This is a genomic window from Nocardia sp. GCM10030253 (genome assembly GCF_042675075.1).
Lineage (GTDB): Bacteria > Actinomycetota > Actinomycetes > Mycobacteriales > Mycobacteriaceae > Nocardia.
The window spans coordinates 66,704-80,608 of the sequence record NZ_JBHTDL010000008.1 but is presented as its reverse complement, the minus strand read 5'-3'; the positions used below and the strand labels follow the sequence as shown (position 1 = coordinate 80,608).

At 65.8% G+C, this 13,905-nt stretch carries 17 protein-coding genes; 9 read left to right on the top strand and 8 right to left on the bottom strand.

Translation table 11 applies throughout. The features are described 5' to 3' along the window. Positions 1–720: 720 nt before the first annotated feature. Genes trxA through ACFQZZ_RS18925 form a run of 3 tightly spaced genes read right to left on the bottom strand, consistent with a single transcriptional unit; the run spans position 721 to position 2,358 of the window. Positions 721–1,068 (bottom strand): thioredoxin, encoded by a 348-nt coding sequence (gene trxA, locus ACFQZZ_RS18935; protein ID WP_378682141.1) that lies wholly within the window; start codon positions 1,066–1,068, stop codon positions 721–723. Then, entirely contained in the window at positions 1,068–1,475 is a 408-nt protein-coding gene (locus tag ACFQZZ_RS18930; RefSeq protein ID WP_378682138.1) for a MerR family transcriptional regulator, read from the bottom strand. Before ACFQZZ_RS18930 ends, trxA begins: the two co-directional genes overlap by 1 nt. Positions 1,476–1,527: 52 nt before the next feature. Beyond that, on the bottom strand, positions 1,528–2,358 hold the full coding sequence (locus ACFQZZ_RS18925; RefSeq protein ID WP_378682135.1) for an SAM-dependent methyltransferase: 831 nt from the start codon (positions 2,356–2,358) through the stop codon (positions 1,528–1,530). Between the two features lie 117 nt (positions 2,359–2,475). Here ACFQZZ_RS18925 and ACFQZZ_RS18920 point away from each other — a divergent pair, with 117 nt between their 5' ends. Then, a complete protein-coding gene (locus ACFQZZ_RS18920; RefSeq protein ID WP_378682132.1) occupies positions 2,476–3,012 on the top strand; it encodes an SRPBCC family protein in 537 nt (178 codons plus the stop codon). Then, positions 3,009–3,593: a hypothetical protein gene (locus tag ACFQZZ_RS18915; protein ID WP_378682129.1), complete on the top strand. Its 585-nt coding sequence runs from the start codon at positions 3,009–3,011 to the stop codon at positions 3,591–3,593. The genes ACFQZZ_RS18920 and ACFQZZ_RS18915 overlap by 4 nt, the downstream gene beginning before the upstream one ends. A gap of 25 nt (positions 3,594–3,618) precedes the next feature. Here ACFQZZ_RS18915 and ACFQZZ_RS18910 read toward each other — a convergent pair whose 3' ends face one another. Further along, a complete protein-coding gene (locus ACFQZZ_RS18910; RefSeq protein WP_378682126.1) occupies positions 3,619–4,008 on the bottom strand; it encodes a helix-turn-helix domain-containing protein in 390 nt (129 codons plus the stop codon). Between the two features lie 218 nt (positions 4,009–4,226). Here ACFQZZ_RS18910 and ACFQZZ_RS18905 point away from each other — a divergent pair, with 218 nt between their 5' ends. Both ACFQZZ_RS18905 and ACFQZZ_RS18900 read left to right on the top strand, forming a co-directional pair. Next, positions 4,227–5,534: a glycosyltransferase 87 family protein gene (locus tag ACFQZZ_RS18905; protein WP_378682123.1), complete on the top strand. Its 1,308-nt coding sequence runs from the start codon at positions 4,227–4,229 to the stop codon at positions 5,532–5,534. Between the two features lie 94 nt (positions 5,535–5,628). Then, positions 5,629–6,558 carry a DMT family transporter gene (locus ACFQZZ_RS18900; RefSeq protein WP_378682120.1) on the top strand — a complete coding sequence of 310 codons (930 nt, stop codon included), beginning with the start codon at positions 5,629–5,631 and terminating at the stop codon, positions 6,556–6,558. Positions 6,559–6,793: 235 nt separating this feature from the next. On the opposite strand, the gene ACFQZZ_RS18895 is transcribed toward ACFQZZ_RS18900, so the two are convergent. Next, positions 6,794–7,627 (bottom strand): phosphatase PAP2 family protein, encoded by an 834-nt coding sequence (locus ACFQZZ_RS18895; protein WP_378682118.1) that lies wholly within the window; start codon positions 7,625–7,627, stop codon positions 6,794–6,796. 182 nt (positions 7,628–7,809) lie between these two features. On the opposite strand from ACFQZZ_RS18895, the gene ACFQZZ_RS18890 reads away from it, so the two are divergent. The 4 genes from ACFQZZ_RS18890 to ACFQZZ_RS18875 all read left to right on the top strand — a co-directional run bounded on the left by ACFQZZ_RS18890 (position 7,810) and on the right by ACFQZZ_RS18875 (position 10,942). Next, positions 7,810–8,427, top strand: coding sequence for a dihydrofolate reductase family protein (locus ACFQZZ_RS18890; RefSeq protein ID WP_378682115.1), 618 nt, complete (start codon positions 7,810–7,812; stop codon positions 8,425–8,427). A gap of 206 nt (positions 8,428–8,633) precedes the next feature. Further along, on the top strand, positions 8,634–9,545 hold the full coding sequence (locus tag ACFQZZ_RS18885) for an NADP-dependent oxidoreductase (protein WP_378682112.1): 912 nt from the start codon (positions 8,634–8,636) through the stop codon (positions 9,543–9,545). 223 nt (positions 9,546–9,768) lie between these two features. Continuing rightward, positions 9,769–10,482, top strand: coding sequence for an IclR family transcriptional regulator (locus tag ACFQZZ_RS18880; protein ID WP_378682110.1), 714 nt, complete (start codon positions 9,769–9,771; stop codon positions 10,480–10,482). Positions 10,483–10,576: 94 nt separating this feature from the next. Further along, positions 10,577–10,942, top strand: coding sequence for an META domain-containing protein (locus ACFQZZ_RS18875; protein WP_378682107.1), 366 nt, complete (start codon positions 10,577–10,579; stop codon positions 10,940–10,942). 42 nt (positions 10,943–10,984) lie between these two features. On the opposite strand, the gene ACFQZZ_RS18870 is transcribed toward ACFQZZ_RS18875, so the two are convergent. Both ACFQZZ_RS18870 and ACFQZZ_RS18865 read right to left on the bottom strand, forming a co-directional pair. Beyond that, entirely contained in the window at positions 10,985–11,584 is a 600-nt protein-coding gene (locus ACFQZZ_RS18870; protein WP_378682104.1) for a TetR/AcrR family transcriptional regulator, read from the bottom strand. Beyond that, positions 11,581–12,264 (bottom strand): SGNH/GDSL hydrolase family protein, encoded by a 684-nt coding sequence (locus ACFQZZ_RS18865; RefSeq protein WP_378682101.1) that lies wholly within the window; start codon positions 12,262–12,264, stop codon positions 11,581–11,583. Before ACFQZZ_RS18865 ends, ACFQZZ_RS18870 begins: the two co-directional genes overlap by 4 nt. A 198-nt stretch (positions 12,265–12,462) precedes the next feature. On the opposite strand from ACFQZZ_RS18865, the gene ACFQZZ_RS18860 reads away from it, so the two are divergent. Further along, positions 12,463–12,753, top strand: coding sequence for a hypothetical protein (locus tag ACFQZZ_RS18860; RefSeq protein WP_378683136.1), 291 nt, complete (start codon positions 12,463–12,465; stop codon positions 12,751–12,753). A gap of 9 nt (positions 12,754–12,762) precedes the next feature. Here ACFQZZ_RS18860 and ACFQZZ_RS18855 read toward each other — a convergent pair whose 3' ends face one another. Beyond that, complete coding sequence (locus tag ACFQZZ_RS18855) at positions 12,763–13,725, bottom strand: threonine/serine dehydratase (RefSeq protein ID WP_378682098.1); 963 nt, start codon at positions 13,723–13,725, stop codon at positions 12,763–12,765. Positions 13,726–13,905: the final 180 nt, after the last annotated feature.

The window sequence follows — 13,905 nt, the reverse complement described above, 5'->3', positions numbered from 1 at the left end:
ATCCAGGGCACGGTCTCCACAGCTCTGGCTTACTCCGGTCAATTCCAGCGAGCACCTCAGGCAAGCGAGCCCGGTCCACCAAACCAGGGCACGCTACCCACAGCTCTGGCTGTCCTCGGTGAGTTCCAGCGGGGCACGTCAGGGTGGTGAGCTCGGTTTACCGAACCCAGTGCGCGCACCCCAGTTTTGGTTGCATCCGTGGTTTTGCCGGGGGCAGTGCTGGGCACGTCGGGTGCCGTACCCGACCTGGTCTTCCGCGCCTTTTCGAGGCAGGCACACAGCTTCCAGCGTGAGGACTGGCTGTGGTTGCGTCCTCGAGCGGTAGAGAAACCCGTCCTCACACCCCGTGCTGTAACCGCACACCCGGTATACGGGGTGTGCGGCTGGGACACGGGGTGTTCGGACGACAGTTTGATCTTCCACAGCTTTGCAAGGCACGCCCACGACTTCCGGCGTGAGGACTGGCTGTGGTTGCGTTCCCGGACGGTAGAGAAATCCGTCCTCACACCCCGTGTCGTAGCTGCACACCCCCCGTACAGCGTCCTCACACCCCGTGTTGTGACTGCACGCCCGGTATACGGGGTGTGCAGCTGTGACACGGGGTGTTCGGACGACAGTTTGGTCTTCCACACCGCTTGGAGGCACGCGCACGGCTTCCAGCGTGGGGACTGGCTGTGGTTGCGTCTCGGGCGGTAGAGAAATCCCTAACAGTGGGTGTCGTTACTTGCCGAGGGCCGCATCTAGTTCTGTGAGGAGCCTGGATTTCGAGCGTGCGCCGATGAATGCTTGCACCGGTTTGCCGTCGCGGAAGAGGATCAGGGTGGGCAGCGACATGACCTGGTAGTCGCGCATCGCGGCCGGGTTCTCGTCGGTGTCGATGGTGCGGATCGTCAGCGATGCGGCGCGCTCGTCGGCGATCTGCGCTAGCACCGGCGCGATCATGCGACACGGCGGGCACCACGCTGCCCAGAAGTCCACCAGGACGGGCTTGTCGTGCTCGAGGACATCGCGCTCGAAGCTGTCGTCGGTGATCGCGGCGATGTTCGCCGAGGTGTGGATGGTCGACATCAGGCCTCCGTAGTTTCGTTCGTGTCGGCGTAGTCCGCGCCGCAGCACGAATGTGGCCTGGCCAGCGCTCGGGTCAGCTTGTCCTGCAGCCCTGCTCGCACCGCGTCGAGTTGAGCCATGCACGCCTCCACCTCGGCGAGTTTGCGCTGGTAGACCTCGATCGAGTTGGCGCAGGCGTCGCCGGTCTCGTGGCCGGCGCGCAGGCACTCGACGAACGGCTTGGTGTCATCGAGGCTCAGGCCGACGGCCTGCAAGGTCAGGATCTCGTCGACCAGCCGATAGTCCGCTTCGTCGTACTCGCGGTAACCGTTGGCCGAGCGTCGTGCATCCAGCAGCCCCTGTGACTCATAGAACCGCAGCGCCCGCGGGGTAGTCCCGGCCCGCCGGGCGAGTTCACCAATTCGCATGCGATCGACGGTAAACCTTGCCGCGAACGTCAAGGCAACACTTTCTTGTGGATCAGGCGGCTCGGCAATGGAAAATGCCCCAGCGCAGGCGGCCGTCGCGGCAGGCATTCACCCATAGGGGGAGGTTCTCCAGGAGCCCTTCCAAGTACGGCGGACTGATGTGAGCTGCGAGGTCGGTGGCTCGGCGTCGGGTTTCGGCGGTGATGGTGCGGTAGTGGGTGAGCAGGTGTCCGCTGTAGTCGATGAAGTCGATGGGTGCGAAGCCGTTCTCAGTGAGTTGCCTGTAGTAGGAGCCAGGGGTCGGCAGAGATTCGGCGCAGGTGCGTGCGATGACCGAGCGCAGGGTTTCCATCGCTGCGTCGTTTGCGGCCATCAGGTCGGTGAAGATCAGTCGGCCGTCGGGTTCGAGTACGCGCCTGGCTTCGCGGAGCGCCTTCCCTTGGTCGTCGCTGTGGGACAAAGCGTCCTGGGACCACACGACATCGAATTGGCCGTCGCCGAAGGGCAGTTCCTCGAAGGAGGCGGTGACGATATCGATATGCCCGCTCGATCTCCTGGCTGCGTTGATCTCGTGGTGTCGGCGGTTCTGCACGCCGCTGATGTTCACAGCGACTATGTGGCCGCCGAAGTGCGTCGCCAGATGTCGGGCGGGGCCGCCGTATCCAGCGCCGAGATCCAGCACCATGCGGCCGGGTCCGAGGTGCTCGGCGACCATGCCGGCCATCGTCGTCACTGTGCGTCGCGCGGCGGTGGCGACCGATTCGCCCGCGTCGGAGTACATGCCGATGTGGATATTCTCGCCACCCCACACCGCGGTGTAGAAGCCGTTGACGTCATCTCGGTCGTAGTACCGGCGCGCTGTCTCACTGGCTTTCGTGCCCACTCCCGCCATTCTCCCCGGGGCGATGTTCACCACACAGGGTTCTGCTTGACCGGATTTCATATTGGAACGTACCCTCTAAATTGTTATAGAGGGAACATTCCAATTGGAGGTATCGAGATGGCGGTACTCAACATCCACACGCGGCGGCTGCCGGTGTCGGAGTCCGAGGCCGGGGCGCTGATCGACGGCGTCGCGAGTGATCACGACCGCCTGTGGCCACGGGACAACTGGCCCGCGGTGCGATTCGATCGTCCGTTGGGTGTCGGTGCTGTCGGTGGGCACGGACCCGTCCGCTACGTCGTCGAGGCGTATGAGCCGGGTCGCTGGATTCGGTTCCGCTTCACCGCGCCTCGCGGTTTCGACGGGTTCCACGAGTACTCGGTGCGGCGCGCTGGCGACGGCGCCGTCCTGCTCAGTCATGTGCTTGCGATGAAGGTGCGCGGTCCTGCGCGGGTGTCGTGGCCGCTGTGCTATCGCTGGATGCACGACGCGCTGTTGGAGGACAGCCTGGATTGCGCGGAACGTGCGGTGACCGGCGCGATCCGCACACCCGCCCGTTGGAGCCGATACGTTGTGTTGCTGCGTGAGATCGGCAGTCGAGCGAGTCGCGGGAAGGCGCAACCACAGGCTGTGGCAGTGGCAGGTGGCGCATGACGAGCTCGGTCGATGAATTCTTGCCGTCCCCCGATTTCCGTGAGCAACACTCCATCACCATTCAGGCGCCCGCGTCAGCCGTATGGATCGCCTGTCATCAGCTCGATCCCCGTGACATTCGGCTGGCCCGCCCCTTTTTCATAGCCCGCGACGTCATCGCCCGCGTGCTGCACGGCCATGGCCAGCAAGACATTCCGACGCTGGGCGCGATGATCCGGCTGGCCGAGGAACCACAGCGCGAAATCGTCGAGGGGTTGATCGGCCAATGGTGGAAGCTCGGTGCAACCGGCCGAAGTCGAGTCGAGACAGCGGAGCAATTCCAGGCATTCGACGAGCCGGGCTACGCCAAGGCCACGGTGAGTTTCCGGCTGGAGCAGCTCACCGATGGCGGTCCGACCCGGCTGACCACTGAGACACGAGTTCACTGCCTGGACGCCGAATCTCGCCGAACAATGGGCCGCTACTGGCTACTGATCCGCCCGTTCAGCGGCCTCATCCGTCGACTCATGCTTTCCGCTATCCGCCGCCGCGCCCTCGATGTCGTGGACGCTGCTGTTCGGTCGAGGTCCGGCTATGTGTGACTCACTGCGGAGGAGGCGGCCTGATTCACGTATCGCGTTGCGCGGCAAGCATCTTTCGCCCCTGCTCGGCGGAGCGAATCATGTCGTGTCCGACGTACTCCAAGTACCGGCTCATACTGTTCAGTCGGGCGCCGGCCGGTGTCGCGACGCCGAGCGTCGACGCGCCATGTTCGAGTGGGGAGGCGGATGATTTCACGGAACGCGGCTGCGGTGTGCGGCGGCGAGCGCGGCGTTCGGTCGCCAGGTGCGCACGGTCGGGCTGATAACGACCGGGACCGCCGTTGCGCGTCACTTCGCGGCTGACGGTCGAGGTCGGCCGATCCAGTCGCCGGGCGATCTCCGCGTAGCCGAGCTGTTGTGCCAAGCCCGAAGCAATCTGTTGGCGATCTTGCTTGGTCAGTCTGCCGCCGGGCATCGATCCGTCCCTCCTTGGTTCCATTGCAACTGCCGTCGCAGGCTTGCATTCGGCTGCCAAGCCATTGCAATGACGATCGCCAATCTACTGGCAAAGTCGTTGACAAGCAGGGCATGAGTCCGACGAAGGTTCACTGAACGCAACGTAGCGTTCGGGCTTGTCTGAAACATCGGCCGCCGATTCGGCGGGGTTGCCGCCTGTCGGTATAGTGGCCGCGGATGAGCAGCGCTACCACCCGTGACCAACCGAGGCCACTGAACCGCCGATTCGGGCGCTTGGTGTGGCTGGTGCCGCCACTATTGGCCGGATTCGCCGCACTATGTCTGATGTCGCCGCTGTGGCCGTTCCAGCGGATCACCGGTGGCTTCATCGACCTGCAGGTGTACCGGCTCGGGATCGAGGCGCTGCGTGACGGCGCGGATATGTACGGGCAGCTGCCGCAAACCACCATCGGTATCGGGCTGCCGTTCATCTATCCGCCGTTCGCCGCGGTGGTGTTGAGCCCGTTCGCGCTGCTGCCGTGGGATGCCGCGGCCTTCACCTTCTTCATCACCTCCACGGTCGCGCTGGCGGTCACGCTGTATCTGGTCGCACGGCGGCGGTGGCCGGAGGAGTCCGGGAGCAGGCTGGCGCTACTGGCCGCCTCCTGTGCGGCGCCGCTGGCGATGTTGCTGGAACCGATCCGCTCGACGTTGGACTTCGGTCAGGTCAACCTGCTGTTGATGGTTCTGGTGGCGGCCGACTGCCTGACCGAGAAGCCGAAGTGGCGGCGCGGCATGCTGGTCGGAATCGCCGCGGCGATCAAACTGACCCCCGCGGCGTTCGTCCTGTACTTCCTGGTGCGCCGCGACTATCGGGCAGCCGCGACGGCCGCGATCACCGGCGCTGCCGCGACCGCGCTCAGCTTCGCGGTGCTGCCTCACGAATCCGTTCAGTACTGGTTCGGTGGGCTCGGCAATGTTTCCGGGCTCAGCGGCTCGTCTTTCCATACCAATCAGTCGATCCAGGCTGTGCTTGCCAGGTTCGGTGTGGAGAAGCCGCTGTTCACCCTGGTGTGGCTGGTGCTCGGCGCCGCTTTGCTCGCACTGGTCGTCGTCGCTATGCGGCGCGCGGCCGCGGCTCCCGCGTTGGCGCTGTCGATCAATGCGGTCTTCACGCTGCTGGTGTCGCCGATCTCCTGGTCGCATCACTGGGTGTGGGTGGCGCCCGCGCTGCTCGCGATGGTCGGTTACGCGACGCTGTTGCCGCTGCGGCAGGCGATCTGCTGGTATGTCGCGATCGCTGTCACCTCAGCGGCGTTCGTGTACGGGCCGCAGAACTGGATGCCCGGCGACAAGCAACGAGAATTGTCGTGGACACCGTGGCAGCACCTGGTCGGGAACACTTATGTCTGGCTCAGCGTGCTGCTTGTCGCACTGTTCGTCGTCACGACAAGGCGCTCGAAGTCCGTCACGCCGCCGCGGACGCCAACCGTCGATTCCGCGCCGCCACCTTCAGCTCTCACTGGTTCTCAACCGACAGCCTGACCGAGGCGGCAGTCGGGAACTTCGACACCTGTCGGTACGGGTTGGCATGGTGGGTAGTCGAGGCAGTTGCGTGATGTAGACGGAGGGACGCGACGTGGTAGCGATCGATCTCGAACGGACACCGAAATCGGCGTGGCCGCTGCCTGCCCTGCGGGCGGTGGCGCAGCGCGGGCTCGGTGGCGTTCCGCCGACCGCCTTGGTGCTGGCGGGGATCGTCAGCGTGCAGATCGGTGCGGCGCTGGCCAAGCAGTTGTTCAGCGCGACCGGTGCCGCGGGTGCGGTCAGCCTGCGGCTGTTCTTCGCCGGGATCGTGTTGCTGATCTTCTGGCGGTCCGCATTGCGCATCGATCGGCGCGCGCTGCCCGTTGTGCTCGGCTACGGTGCCGTGCTCGCGTTGATGAATCTGTCGTTCTACGAGTCGATCGATCGCATTCCGCTCGGCATGGCGGTGACGATCGAGTTTCTCGGGCCGCTCGCGGTCGCGCTCGCGGGGTCGCGCCGTTGGATCGACCCGCTGTGGGCGTTGCTGGCCGCGGCCGGGGTAGTCCTGCTCACCAGGGCCGGTGGGCAGGTGGTGTGGTCGGGAGTGCTGTTCGCCCTGGCCGCCGCGGTGTGCTGGGCGGGCTACATACTGCTCAGCGCCGCGCTCGGGGAGCGGACGAGTGGGGGCGGGGGCCTCGCGCTGGCGATGGCCTTCGGTGGTCTGTTGATGGCACCCGTCGGTATCGCGGACGCCGGTGCCGCGCTGCTCGAACCTGCCGTGCTGGCAGCGGGATTCGGGGTGGCGATGCTGTCGTCGGTATTGCCCTACTCGGCGGAACTCGAAGCGCTGCGGCGTATTCCGGCTCGCGTGTTCGGGGTGCTGATGAGCCTGGAACCCGCCGCGGCCGCCTTGGCCGGTCTCGTTGTCCTTGGCCAGATCATGAATCTTGCGCAGTGGGCAGGGGTTACCTGTGTGGTCGCCGCCTCGATCGGAGCGACCCGAATGTCGAAAAGAGCTAACGACTCGGCGGCAGGATTCTGAGGGCCAACACCAGCCCTGCGACGATGCATACGGTGGAAACTGCTGCGGTAGTGAAGGATTGGGTGATCGCGGTGATGCCGGCGGTGAACGTGAAGCAGGTTGCCAGAGCCAGCAGTGCGGTTCCCCGCTCCACACCGGCAATCCGGTGAGTTCGGTTTCTCGTCACTGTCATGCTGTTGTGATACCCCGCCGTCGGGGTTATCAAACCGTTATCGTTGCGGGCGATGACGAAGAGTCAGTTATTCCGCGCGCTGGGTGAGTGACTTGTCCGGCTGTCGACACCCGAAATGACGGCATCTGGCTCACCGACAGGAATGCGCCGCTGATCGAGTGCATACAGCACGGTGGCGCCGATAATCGCGCAGGTGGTGCCGAGGATGGCTCCGGCGATGACATCGGTGAGCCAGTGCACGCCGAGGTAGAGCCTTGTCGCCGCCACGATGGCGATGAGCAGGGCCGCGACAGCGGCGAGCATCGCACGGACCTGCCGGCTGCGCCCGATCATCAGGATGGTGACGGTGATGCCGACTATCGCCGAGGTGCTGGTGGCGTGTCCCGACGGGAACGAGTAGTTCGTTTCGAGAACCTGCTGTGTCTCGATCGGCGGGCGCGTCCGTCCGACCACCAGCTTCAGTGTGGTGCTCGCCGCCGAGGCGGCGCACACCGTTGCGACCATCACGATGATCGGCAACGCGGTTCGTGCACGCCAGGACAGCAATGCCCCGATCAGGGCGGCGAGTGTCACGGCCGCGACGGGGCTGCCCAGATTGGTGATCACGATCGCCGCGGTGTCCATCGAGCGCGTCCGTTGGGCGACGAACCAGGTCCGAGTGGCTCCGTCACCACTGGTCAGCCAGCCATTGTCGGACACCTGGACGGCGAGTGTCGCTAACGCGATGAGCAACCCGCAGGCACAGAGCGCCGCTGAGACATATCGACGGCCCGCCTGGACGATTCCCGCGACGATCACGGCTCCCGCTACCGCCAGCTCGGCGAGCGCGACGTCCTTCGCCGCGGGCTCTGTGACGGTCTCGACGATCGCGCCCTGCAAAACGGCGATGGGATGCATGCTCCGAGTATTGCGATCATGTGCTGAGTGGATGCTGAGAGGTCGACTCCGGGCCATCGCAACGGTAGCGGCTCCGCCGTCGTCGCCTGCGGCATCGAGCTCCGGTGTCGTGCGAGCGATGAATTCTCGAGGTGTGCTTCGTCTGATCTGATGACGAAGCGACCACTACCAGGAGACGTCTCATGAGGAAGATCACCGCAGGCCTGTTCATCTCGCTCGATGGCGTGATCGAGGACCCGCAGAACTGGCATTTCCCGTACTTCACCGATGAGATGGGTGCGGCGGTCGATGCGCAGCTCGGCCAATCCGACACGCTGCTGCTCGGTCGCAAGACCTACGACAGCTTTGCGGGAGCGTGGCCGGAGCGGGAGCTGGCGGGTGAGGAAGATGCCGCGATGGGCAAGGCGCTTGGTGATGCGCGCAAGATCGTGGTGTCGAACCAGGAACTTGAGTTCACCTGGCGCAATTCCGAACTGCTGAAGGGCGACCTCATCGAGGCTGTCACGGCGCTGAAGAACGAGCCGGGCGCGACGGACATTGCCTTGAGCGGGTCGGTATCGGTCGTACGACAGCTCCTCGAAGCCGGGCTGCTCGACGAGCTGCACCTGCTCGTCCATCCGATCGCCGTCCGCAAGGGCGCGCGGTTGTTCGAGGAGTCCGACGCCCCACTTCCGCTGCGGATGATCTCCTCGACGGCCTTCCGATCAGGGGTTGTGCACCAGGTCTATGCACTCGCGGATTCTGCGCCCACCGGCACTTATGAGGATGCAAAAGTGCACCTGCCCCAGGATGATCAGTAACACCAGTTCCCTCAGCAGCGCGCCTCCACCAACGATCCACTCACCTCGAGCAGGGCAAGTGGTCGAGCTGGTTCGAGATCCAGTCCGCAACCGAGGCGTGAATTCGGCCGAACTGGCGCAGTCGGTCGACAGCCCGCGCTCCGCCTGAGCGAGGGCGTCACCGCATAGGGTGGAAATCAAGAGCAACCGGCAGAGAGGCAGACGAGATGCGGGCGATCGCGTTCGATGAGTTCGGTGGGCCTGATGTGCTGAAGGTCGTGGATGTCCCGATCCCCGAGCCGGGCGAAGGGGAGGTCCGCGTCGCGGTGCGTGCGGCGGGCGTGAACCCGGCTGATTGGAAGATTCGCTCCGGCGCACTGACCTTCGGTGACCCGGTGTTTCCGCAGTACCCCGGCGGCGAGGTCGCTGGCGTGGTCGACGCGGTCGGCCCGTCGGTTACCGGGGTTGCGGTCGGTGACGAGGTGTTCGGTTGGGCGCGCCGCGGCGGGTACGCGGAGTATGCGCTGAGCGGTGCGGTTGCCCGCAAGCCCGCCGGGCTGGATTGGGCGGATGCCGTCGCACTCCCCGTTGCCGTGTCCACCGCGGACACCGTGCTGAAGTCGTTGCGGCTGAAACCTGGTGAGACCCTGCTGATCAACGGTGCCGCGGGAGCCGTGGGTTCGATGGCGGTGCAACTGGCCGTTGCCGATGGCGTCATTGTCATCGGCACCGCTTCTCCGGCCAACCAGGACATCGTGCGCGCCCTCGGCGCCACCGCTACCACCTACGGCGACGGCCTCGCCGACCGAGTGCGCGCACTGGCGCCCACCGGAATCGACGCCGTATTCGACGCGGCGGGCCACGGTGTCCTGCCCGCCGCCATCGAACTGCGTGGCGGCACCGACCGCATCGTGACCATCGCGGATCCGGCGGCCTTCGAGCTCGGCGTGACCTTCACGAGCGCGGGTGGCGCCCCACGTCCCACCGCGCTCGCCCAGCAAGTCGCCGAGCGCGTCGCCAAGGGTGAATTCCGGCTCCCCGGCTCGGCCCGAGTATTCCCCTTCGACCAGGCCGCCGCCGCCCAGCAGGAAAGCGAAACCGGGCGCGGTCCTGGCAAAGTCGTGCTGCTGGTGCGCTGAAACTGTGCTCGGGGCGTGGTGATTCGCTCGTTCTGATCGCCTGGCCGGGCGGTCCAGTTGATCACGGACACAGTCGAATTGGCCCCGCACTGCGCGATCTTGCGCTGTGATGAATAAGATACGACGAGATCGAGGCGGTCGCGGGCGTATTCATCGGGGGCCGCGGGGCCCGCTGGGGAGCGTGCTCGAGTCTGCGGCGCGCTGAGCGAGGAGGGCTGGCGCGGTGGCCGTAGAGGTGCAGACCGAGAATACCGGACGCGGCGTGCTCGAAGCCGGGTTTCAAGTGCTGCAGGCGATTTCGGCGGCGCCGGAAGGGTGCGGCCTTTCGCAGCTCGCGCGCTCGACCGGGCTGGCGAAGGCCACGGCATACCGGCTTGCCGAGCAGTTGGTTGTGCTCGGTGCGGTGCAGCGGGTGGAGCAGCGGTATTTCGTCGGCGCTCGAATGGCGGAGCTGGGGCGGCAGTGGCAGGCCGCGCCGATGCTGCGGCGAGCCGCGCAACGACCGGGACGGACGCTGGCCGCCCTCACCAAAGCGACTGTCGCAGTGTGTGTTCTCGACGGGGACGAGGTGCACCTGATCGCGGGTTTCAAGGGTGCGGAGGTATTCATCGCGGCCGATGCGGAAACCGACCTCACATTTCGGACGGCGATGGCGCAGGTGCTGCTGGCCGCCCGTACCGACAAAGCGCCGCCGCCACCGACCTATTCGGCGGGTGAATGGCGACGCATCGGGACGGCCATCGCCGACGACGGCATGATCGCCGTCGACCGTTACGACCTCGTATCCGGAATCTGCTGTGCGGCAGCGGCAATCAAACCGAACGGTACCGGTAATGCTGCCGCTGTCGGCTGCATGTCGCTGGCGTCACGCTTTCCGCCGAACCTCCCGAGCCTGGTGGCCCATGCGGCCCGCGAGATAGAGAAGAATCTTCGCTGATCGGTTCGCTCAGTGGACCGACCCGTTCCCGCTTCGCGGCGCGGCGCCCACGATGAATGGTTGTTCAACATCGTGAGTGAGGGCTGATTCGCCGATGACCGACTCCAATCTTTGGGGCCACCGCTATGTTTCGTTGTCCGTGACCGAGGACGGTCGCCGTCGATATCTCGTCCGCGGCACCCGGATCACCCTGTGGTTCGTGTCCGAGACCCGCAGGCTATCGGCCCACGCGGGCTGCAATACGGTCATGTTCGACGCGGACACCGACAGCGGAGTCATCAAGGCCAGGTCGCCGTTTTCGACCGTGCTGACCTGCTCGGCGGAGCTGACCGGGCAGGACACGTGGCTGAGCGAATTCCTACTGCTCGCCCCGACCTGGGCGGTCGTCGACGACACGCTGGTCCTGACCAGCGACCGCACCCGGATTGTGCTCCAGCGAACGCTCGCCAATCATGATTGAACGGGCGATCGGCGCACCAGCGTGTCCTGAGAAGGTGCCGACCTACGACGGTGCCACCAGGAAACTTTCGACGACGCGACGCACCCTTGACACCACGTCGGTGTCACCGAGCCGCAGTGCGGTATTCGCGGCGCCGAGCACGGCGTCGATCTGGAAAGCGGCGAGAGCGGTGTCCAGGTCGGCGATTTCGCCCGCGGTGACGGCGTGCCGTAGTTCGGCGGCGATGGTGTCGACCCAATCCTGTTGGTCGCGGACCAAGGCGTCACGAACCGGGCCGGGGTGGCTGTCGAAGTCCGCGATGTTCGCCATTCGCAAGCAACCGCCCGCGAACAGTGGCGATGCCGCGTAGACGATCCAGTGCTCGACGAGCGCGCGCAGGCGTGCTGCCCCATGGGGTTGCGAGTGGGCCGGGCGAATAACGGCGTCGATGAACATCTCGCGCGCGTAGTCGACGGCGGCGACCTGCAGGATCTCTTTCGTTTTGAAGAGGGTCTGTACACCGGCCTTGCTGAGTCCGGTGTCGGTGGCCAGCTTGCCGAAGCTCAGTCCGTCGAGTCCGTCGAGCGATGCGGTGTCGACGGCTTGCCGCAGCACGATCTGGCGGGACCTGGCGCCGCGCAACAGGCGCTTGTCAGAGGTCATGTCCGCACCCGCTTCCCGAGGTGGTGGGCAAGCTGTTTGACGACCTCGGCGGCCATTACTGCCTGGCCCGATGCGGAGAAGTGGATGCCGTCGGCGCTCAACAGGTTTGCTCGGTGGTTGATCGGGTGGTCCCACATATCGACGACCAGCGCGTGGTATTCGGCGGCAAGACGGCGGGTGATGTCGTTGAGCGTACGCACCCGCTCGTCCCAGTCCGGAAAGACTGGCACGACATACGCTTTGCCGAGGGTGAAGGTCAGCAACTGCGCCCCGGTGTCGGCCGCGAGGCGATATACGTCGCGCAGGGTCTCCTCGATGTCCTCGAAGTCGGGGGTGCGCCTGGCAATGTCGTTCGCGCCGGAGGGCACGTGAAGTAGGTCGGGTGCGAAGGCGCGGATGTGCGCGGTCTGATGCTGCAACGCTTGGGCAGTCGTCGCCCCCGGCTGCGCGGTGTTGAGATACGCCAGATCAGGGTGGACCCGGCGCAATGTGTCTGCGACCCGGTCGGCCCAGCCCATGGTCGCGTAACCCGGGCTCGGGTCGCCCATGCCCGCGGAGAGGCTGTCGCCGATCACCGCGAAGCGCCGCCACGGCGCGTCGAAGAGCAGTGCTGCCGCGTCCAAGGGGAGCAGGCAGTACGGATCGGTTTCTTCGGTCGAAGGGAGGGTCACGGTGGTCATAAACAAAGAATACGTCCGGTCGTATGTTTAAGCAAGAACGGCGACGGCGACAGGCCGTCCGTGCGAGTCAGGCCCGGCGCGCCGACCGAGGTTGGGTTGAATCAGGTTGCTGCGCAATCTTTCTCGACATGACCGGCTATCATCTGGCTAGGAGTTCGACGGCGTCACCGGCATTCGAAGAGGGGTACGACTGTGAGCATGATTCTCGCTGCGGCACAAGATGTGTACGGAACAGTCCTCGCCCAGATGGGGAACCCGACCCCGGAGGCGCCGCCGATCTCGGACAAGATTCTGCAGCTGGTCCGCTACATGACCTGGTTTGTGCTGCTGTCCGGCATTCTCGCCATCACCTACGCGGGTGGCCGGTTCGCATGGGAGAAGTGGTCCGGCGGCGGTCTGCAGTCACCGAAGATGGTGGCGGGCGCCATGATCGGCGGTGTTGTCGCGACGAGCGCGGGCACCATCATGAACGCCGTGATCGGCACGTAGGCCCGCGGCCTACCTCAGGTCCGAGGGATCGGTGTTGGCGCCGCACAATACGACACAGACCTTTTCGTCCGGATCCGGACGGTAGGACCGGCCGGGGCGCTGATCGTCACCGGTCAGTACGGCGAGCGCTGTTGCGGCGGCGTGCTCGACGGCGAGGCGGCGATCATGCCACAGCGCGCGACGGGCGGCGATGATCTCGGTGTCGGAGACCAGCAGTGATTCGACGTCGTAGTGCTGCGCCGCGTGCAACGCCAGCTCGGTGACGCGCCTGGCGCCGAGTGAATCGGCGGCGACAGAGTCGACCGGGCTGTCGACGACGTGCCCCGCTTCGATCGCGGCATTGAGGGCGCGGCAGTTCTCCGGTTCCACCGCCACCGTGCGAATGCCGTAATGGTCTGCGGCCGTGGCCATCCCGGCAAACAGTCCGCCGCCGCCGACCGCGACGACGATGGTGTCGAGGCGGGGAAGTTGCCGGTGGATCTCCTCCAGCATGGTCCCCGCGCCCGCGGCGATGAGCGGATTGTCGTAGGCGTGCGACAGCAACGCGCCGCTGGTGTCCGCGTATTCCAGGCACGCGGCGAGCGCGTGCGAGTACTCGTCGCCGACCAGTCGCACCTGCGCGCCGTAGCCGCGCAACTTGTCGACCTTCACCGCAGGCGCCGTTGTCGGCACGAACACCGTCGCGGGCACGCCCTGCTGCTGCGCCGCCCACGCACACGCCAGGCCCGCGTTGCCGCCGGAGGCAATGGTCACCCCGGCCGCGGGTAGCGTGCCGTCGTCCCGATGCGCCTGGATGAAGTTCTGGGCGCCTCGGGCCTTGAATGTGCCGGTGTGCTGCATGAACTCGAGCGCGAACCACACCTCGCCCGACCCCGTCCCGGCCCGGCGGTCCGCTGGTGCGAGAGCGACCGGGCGAACCCGGCCGGCGACGCGGTCGGTGGCTGCCTTGACATCGCGGTAGGTCAGTTCCATTGCGCTCCTCCGCCCATGCAATAGCCCGTCACGGCCGGTGCGCCCGAGTCGAATACGACGGGCAACGTCATCGGCGTCCTCCGAACCACGGCGATCACTTCGGTCAGCGCGATCCTAGCTCCCGGCGCGAGGTTGAACCGAACATGTTCGAGGTGACCGAATTCTCGCGGACGACATACG

What these genes read in the sequence shown, in the direction of transcription:
- trxA (WP_378682141.1), bottom strand. Translation starts at nt 1,068, where the DNA reads ATGTCGACCATCCACACCTCGGCGAACATCGCCGCGATCACCGACGAC.
- ACFQZZ_RS18930 (WP_378682138.1), bottom strand. Translation starts at nt 1,475, where the DNA reads ATGCGAATTGGTGAACTCGCCCGGCGGGCCGGGACTACCCCGCGGGCG.
- ACFQZZ_RS18920 (WP_378682132.1), top strand. Translation starts at nt 2,476, where the DNA reads ATGGCGGTACTCAACATCCACACGCGGCGGCTGCCGGTGTCGGAGTCC.
- ACFQZZ_RS18915 (WP_378682129.1), top strand. Translation starts at nt 3,009, where the DNA reads ATGACGAGCTCGGTCGATGAATTCTTGCCGTCCCCCGATTTCCGTGAG.
- ACFQZZ_RS18910 (WP_378682126.1), bottom strand. Translation starts at nt 4,008, where the DNA reads ATGCCCGGCGGCAGACTGACCAAGCAAGATCGCCAACAGATTGCTTCG.
- ACFQZZ_RS18905 (WP_378682123.1), top strand. Translation starts at nt 4,227, where the DNA reads ATGAGCAGCGCTACCACCCGTGACCAACCGAGGCCACTGAACCGCCGA.
- ACFQZZ_RS18895 (WP_378682118.1), bottom strand. Translation starts at nt 7,627, where the DNA reads ATGCATCCCATCGCCGTTTTGCAGGGCGCGATCGTCGAGACCGTCACA.
- ACFQZZ_RS18890 (WP_378682115.1), top strand. Translation starts at nt 7,810, where the DNA reads ATGAGGAAGATCACCGCAGGCCTGTTCATCTCGCTCGATGGCGTGATC.
- ACFQZZ_RS18885 (WP_378682112.1), top strand. Translation starts at nt 8,634, where the DNA reads ATGCGGGCGATCGCGTTCGATGAGTTCGGTGGGCCTGATGTGCTGAAG.
- ACFQZZ_RS18875 (WP_378682107.1), top strand. Translation starts at nt 10,577, where the DNA reads ATGACCGACTCCAATCTTTGGGGCCACCGCTATGTTTCGTTGTCCGTG.
- ACFQZZ_RS18870 (WP_378682104.1), bottom strand. Translation starts at nt 11,584, where the DNA reads ATGACCTCTGACAAGCGCCTGTTGCGCGGCGCCAGGTCCCGCCAGATC.
- ACFQZZ_RS18865 (WP_378682101.1), bottom strand. Translation starts at nt 12,264, where the DNA reads ATGACCACCGTGACCCTCCCTTCGACCGAAGAAACCGATCCGTACTGC.
- ACFQZZ_RS18860 (WP_378683136.1), top strand. Translation starts at nt 12,463, where the DNA reads ATGATTCTCGCTGCGGCACAAGATGTGTACGGAACAGTCCTCGCCCAG.
- ACFQZZ_RS18855 (WP_378682098.1), bottom strand. Translation starts at nt 13,725, where the DNA reads ATGGAACTGACCTACCGCGATGTCAAGGCAGCCACCGACCGCGTCGCC.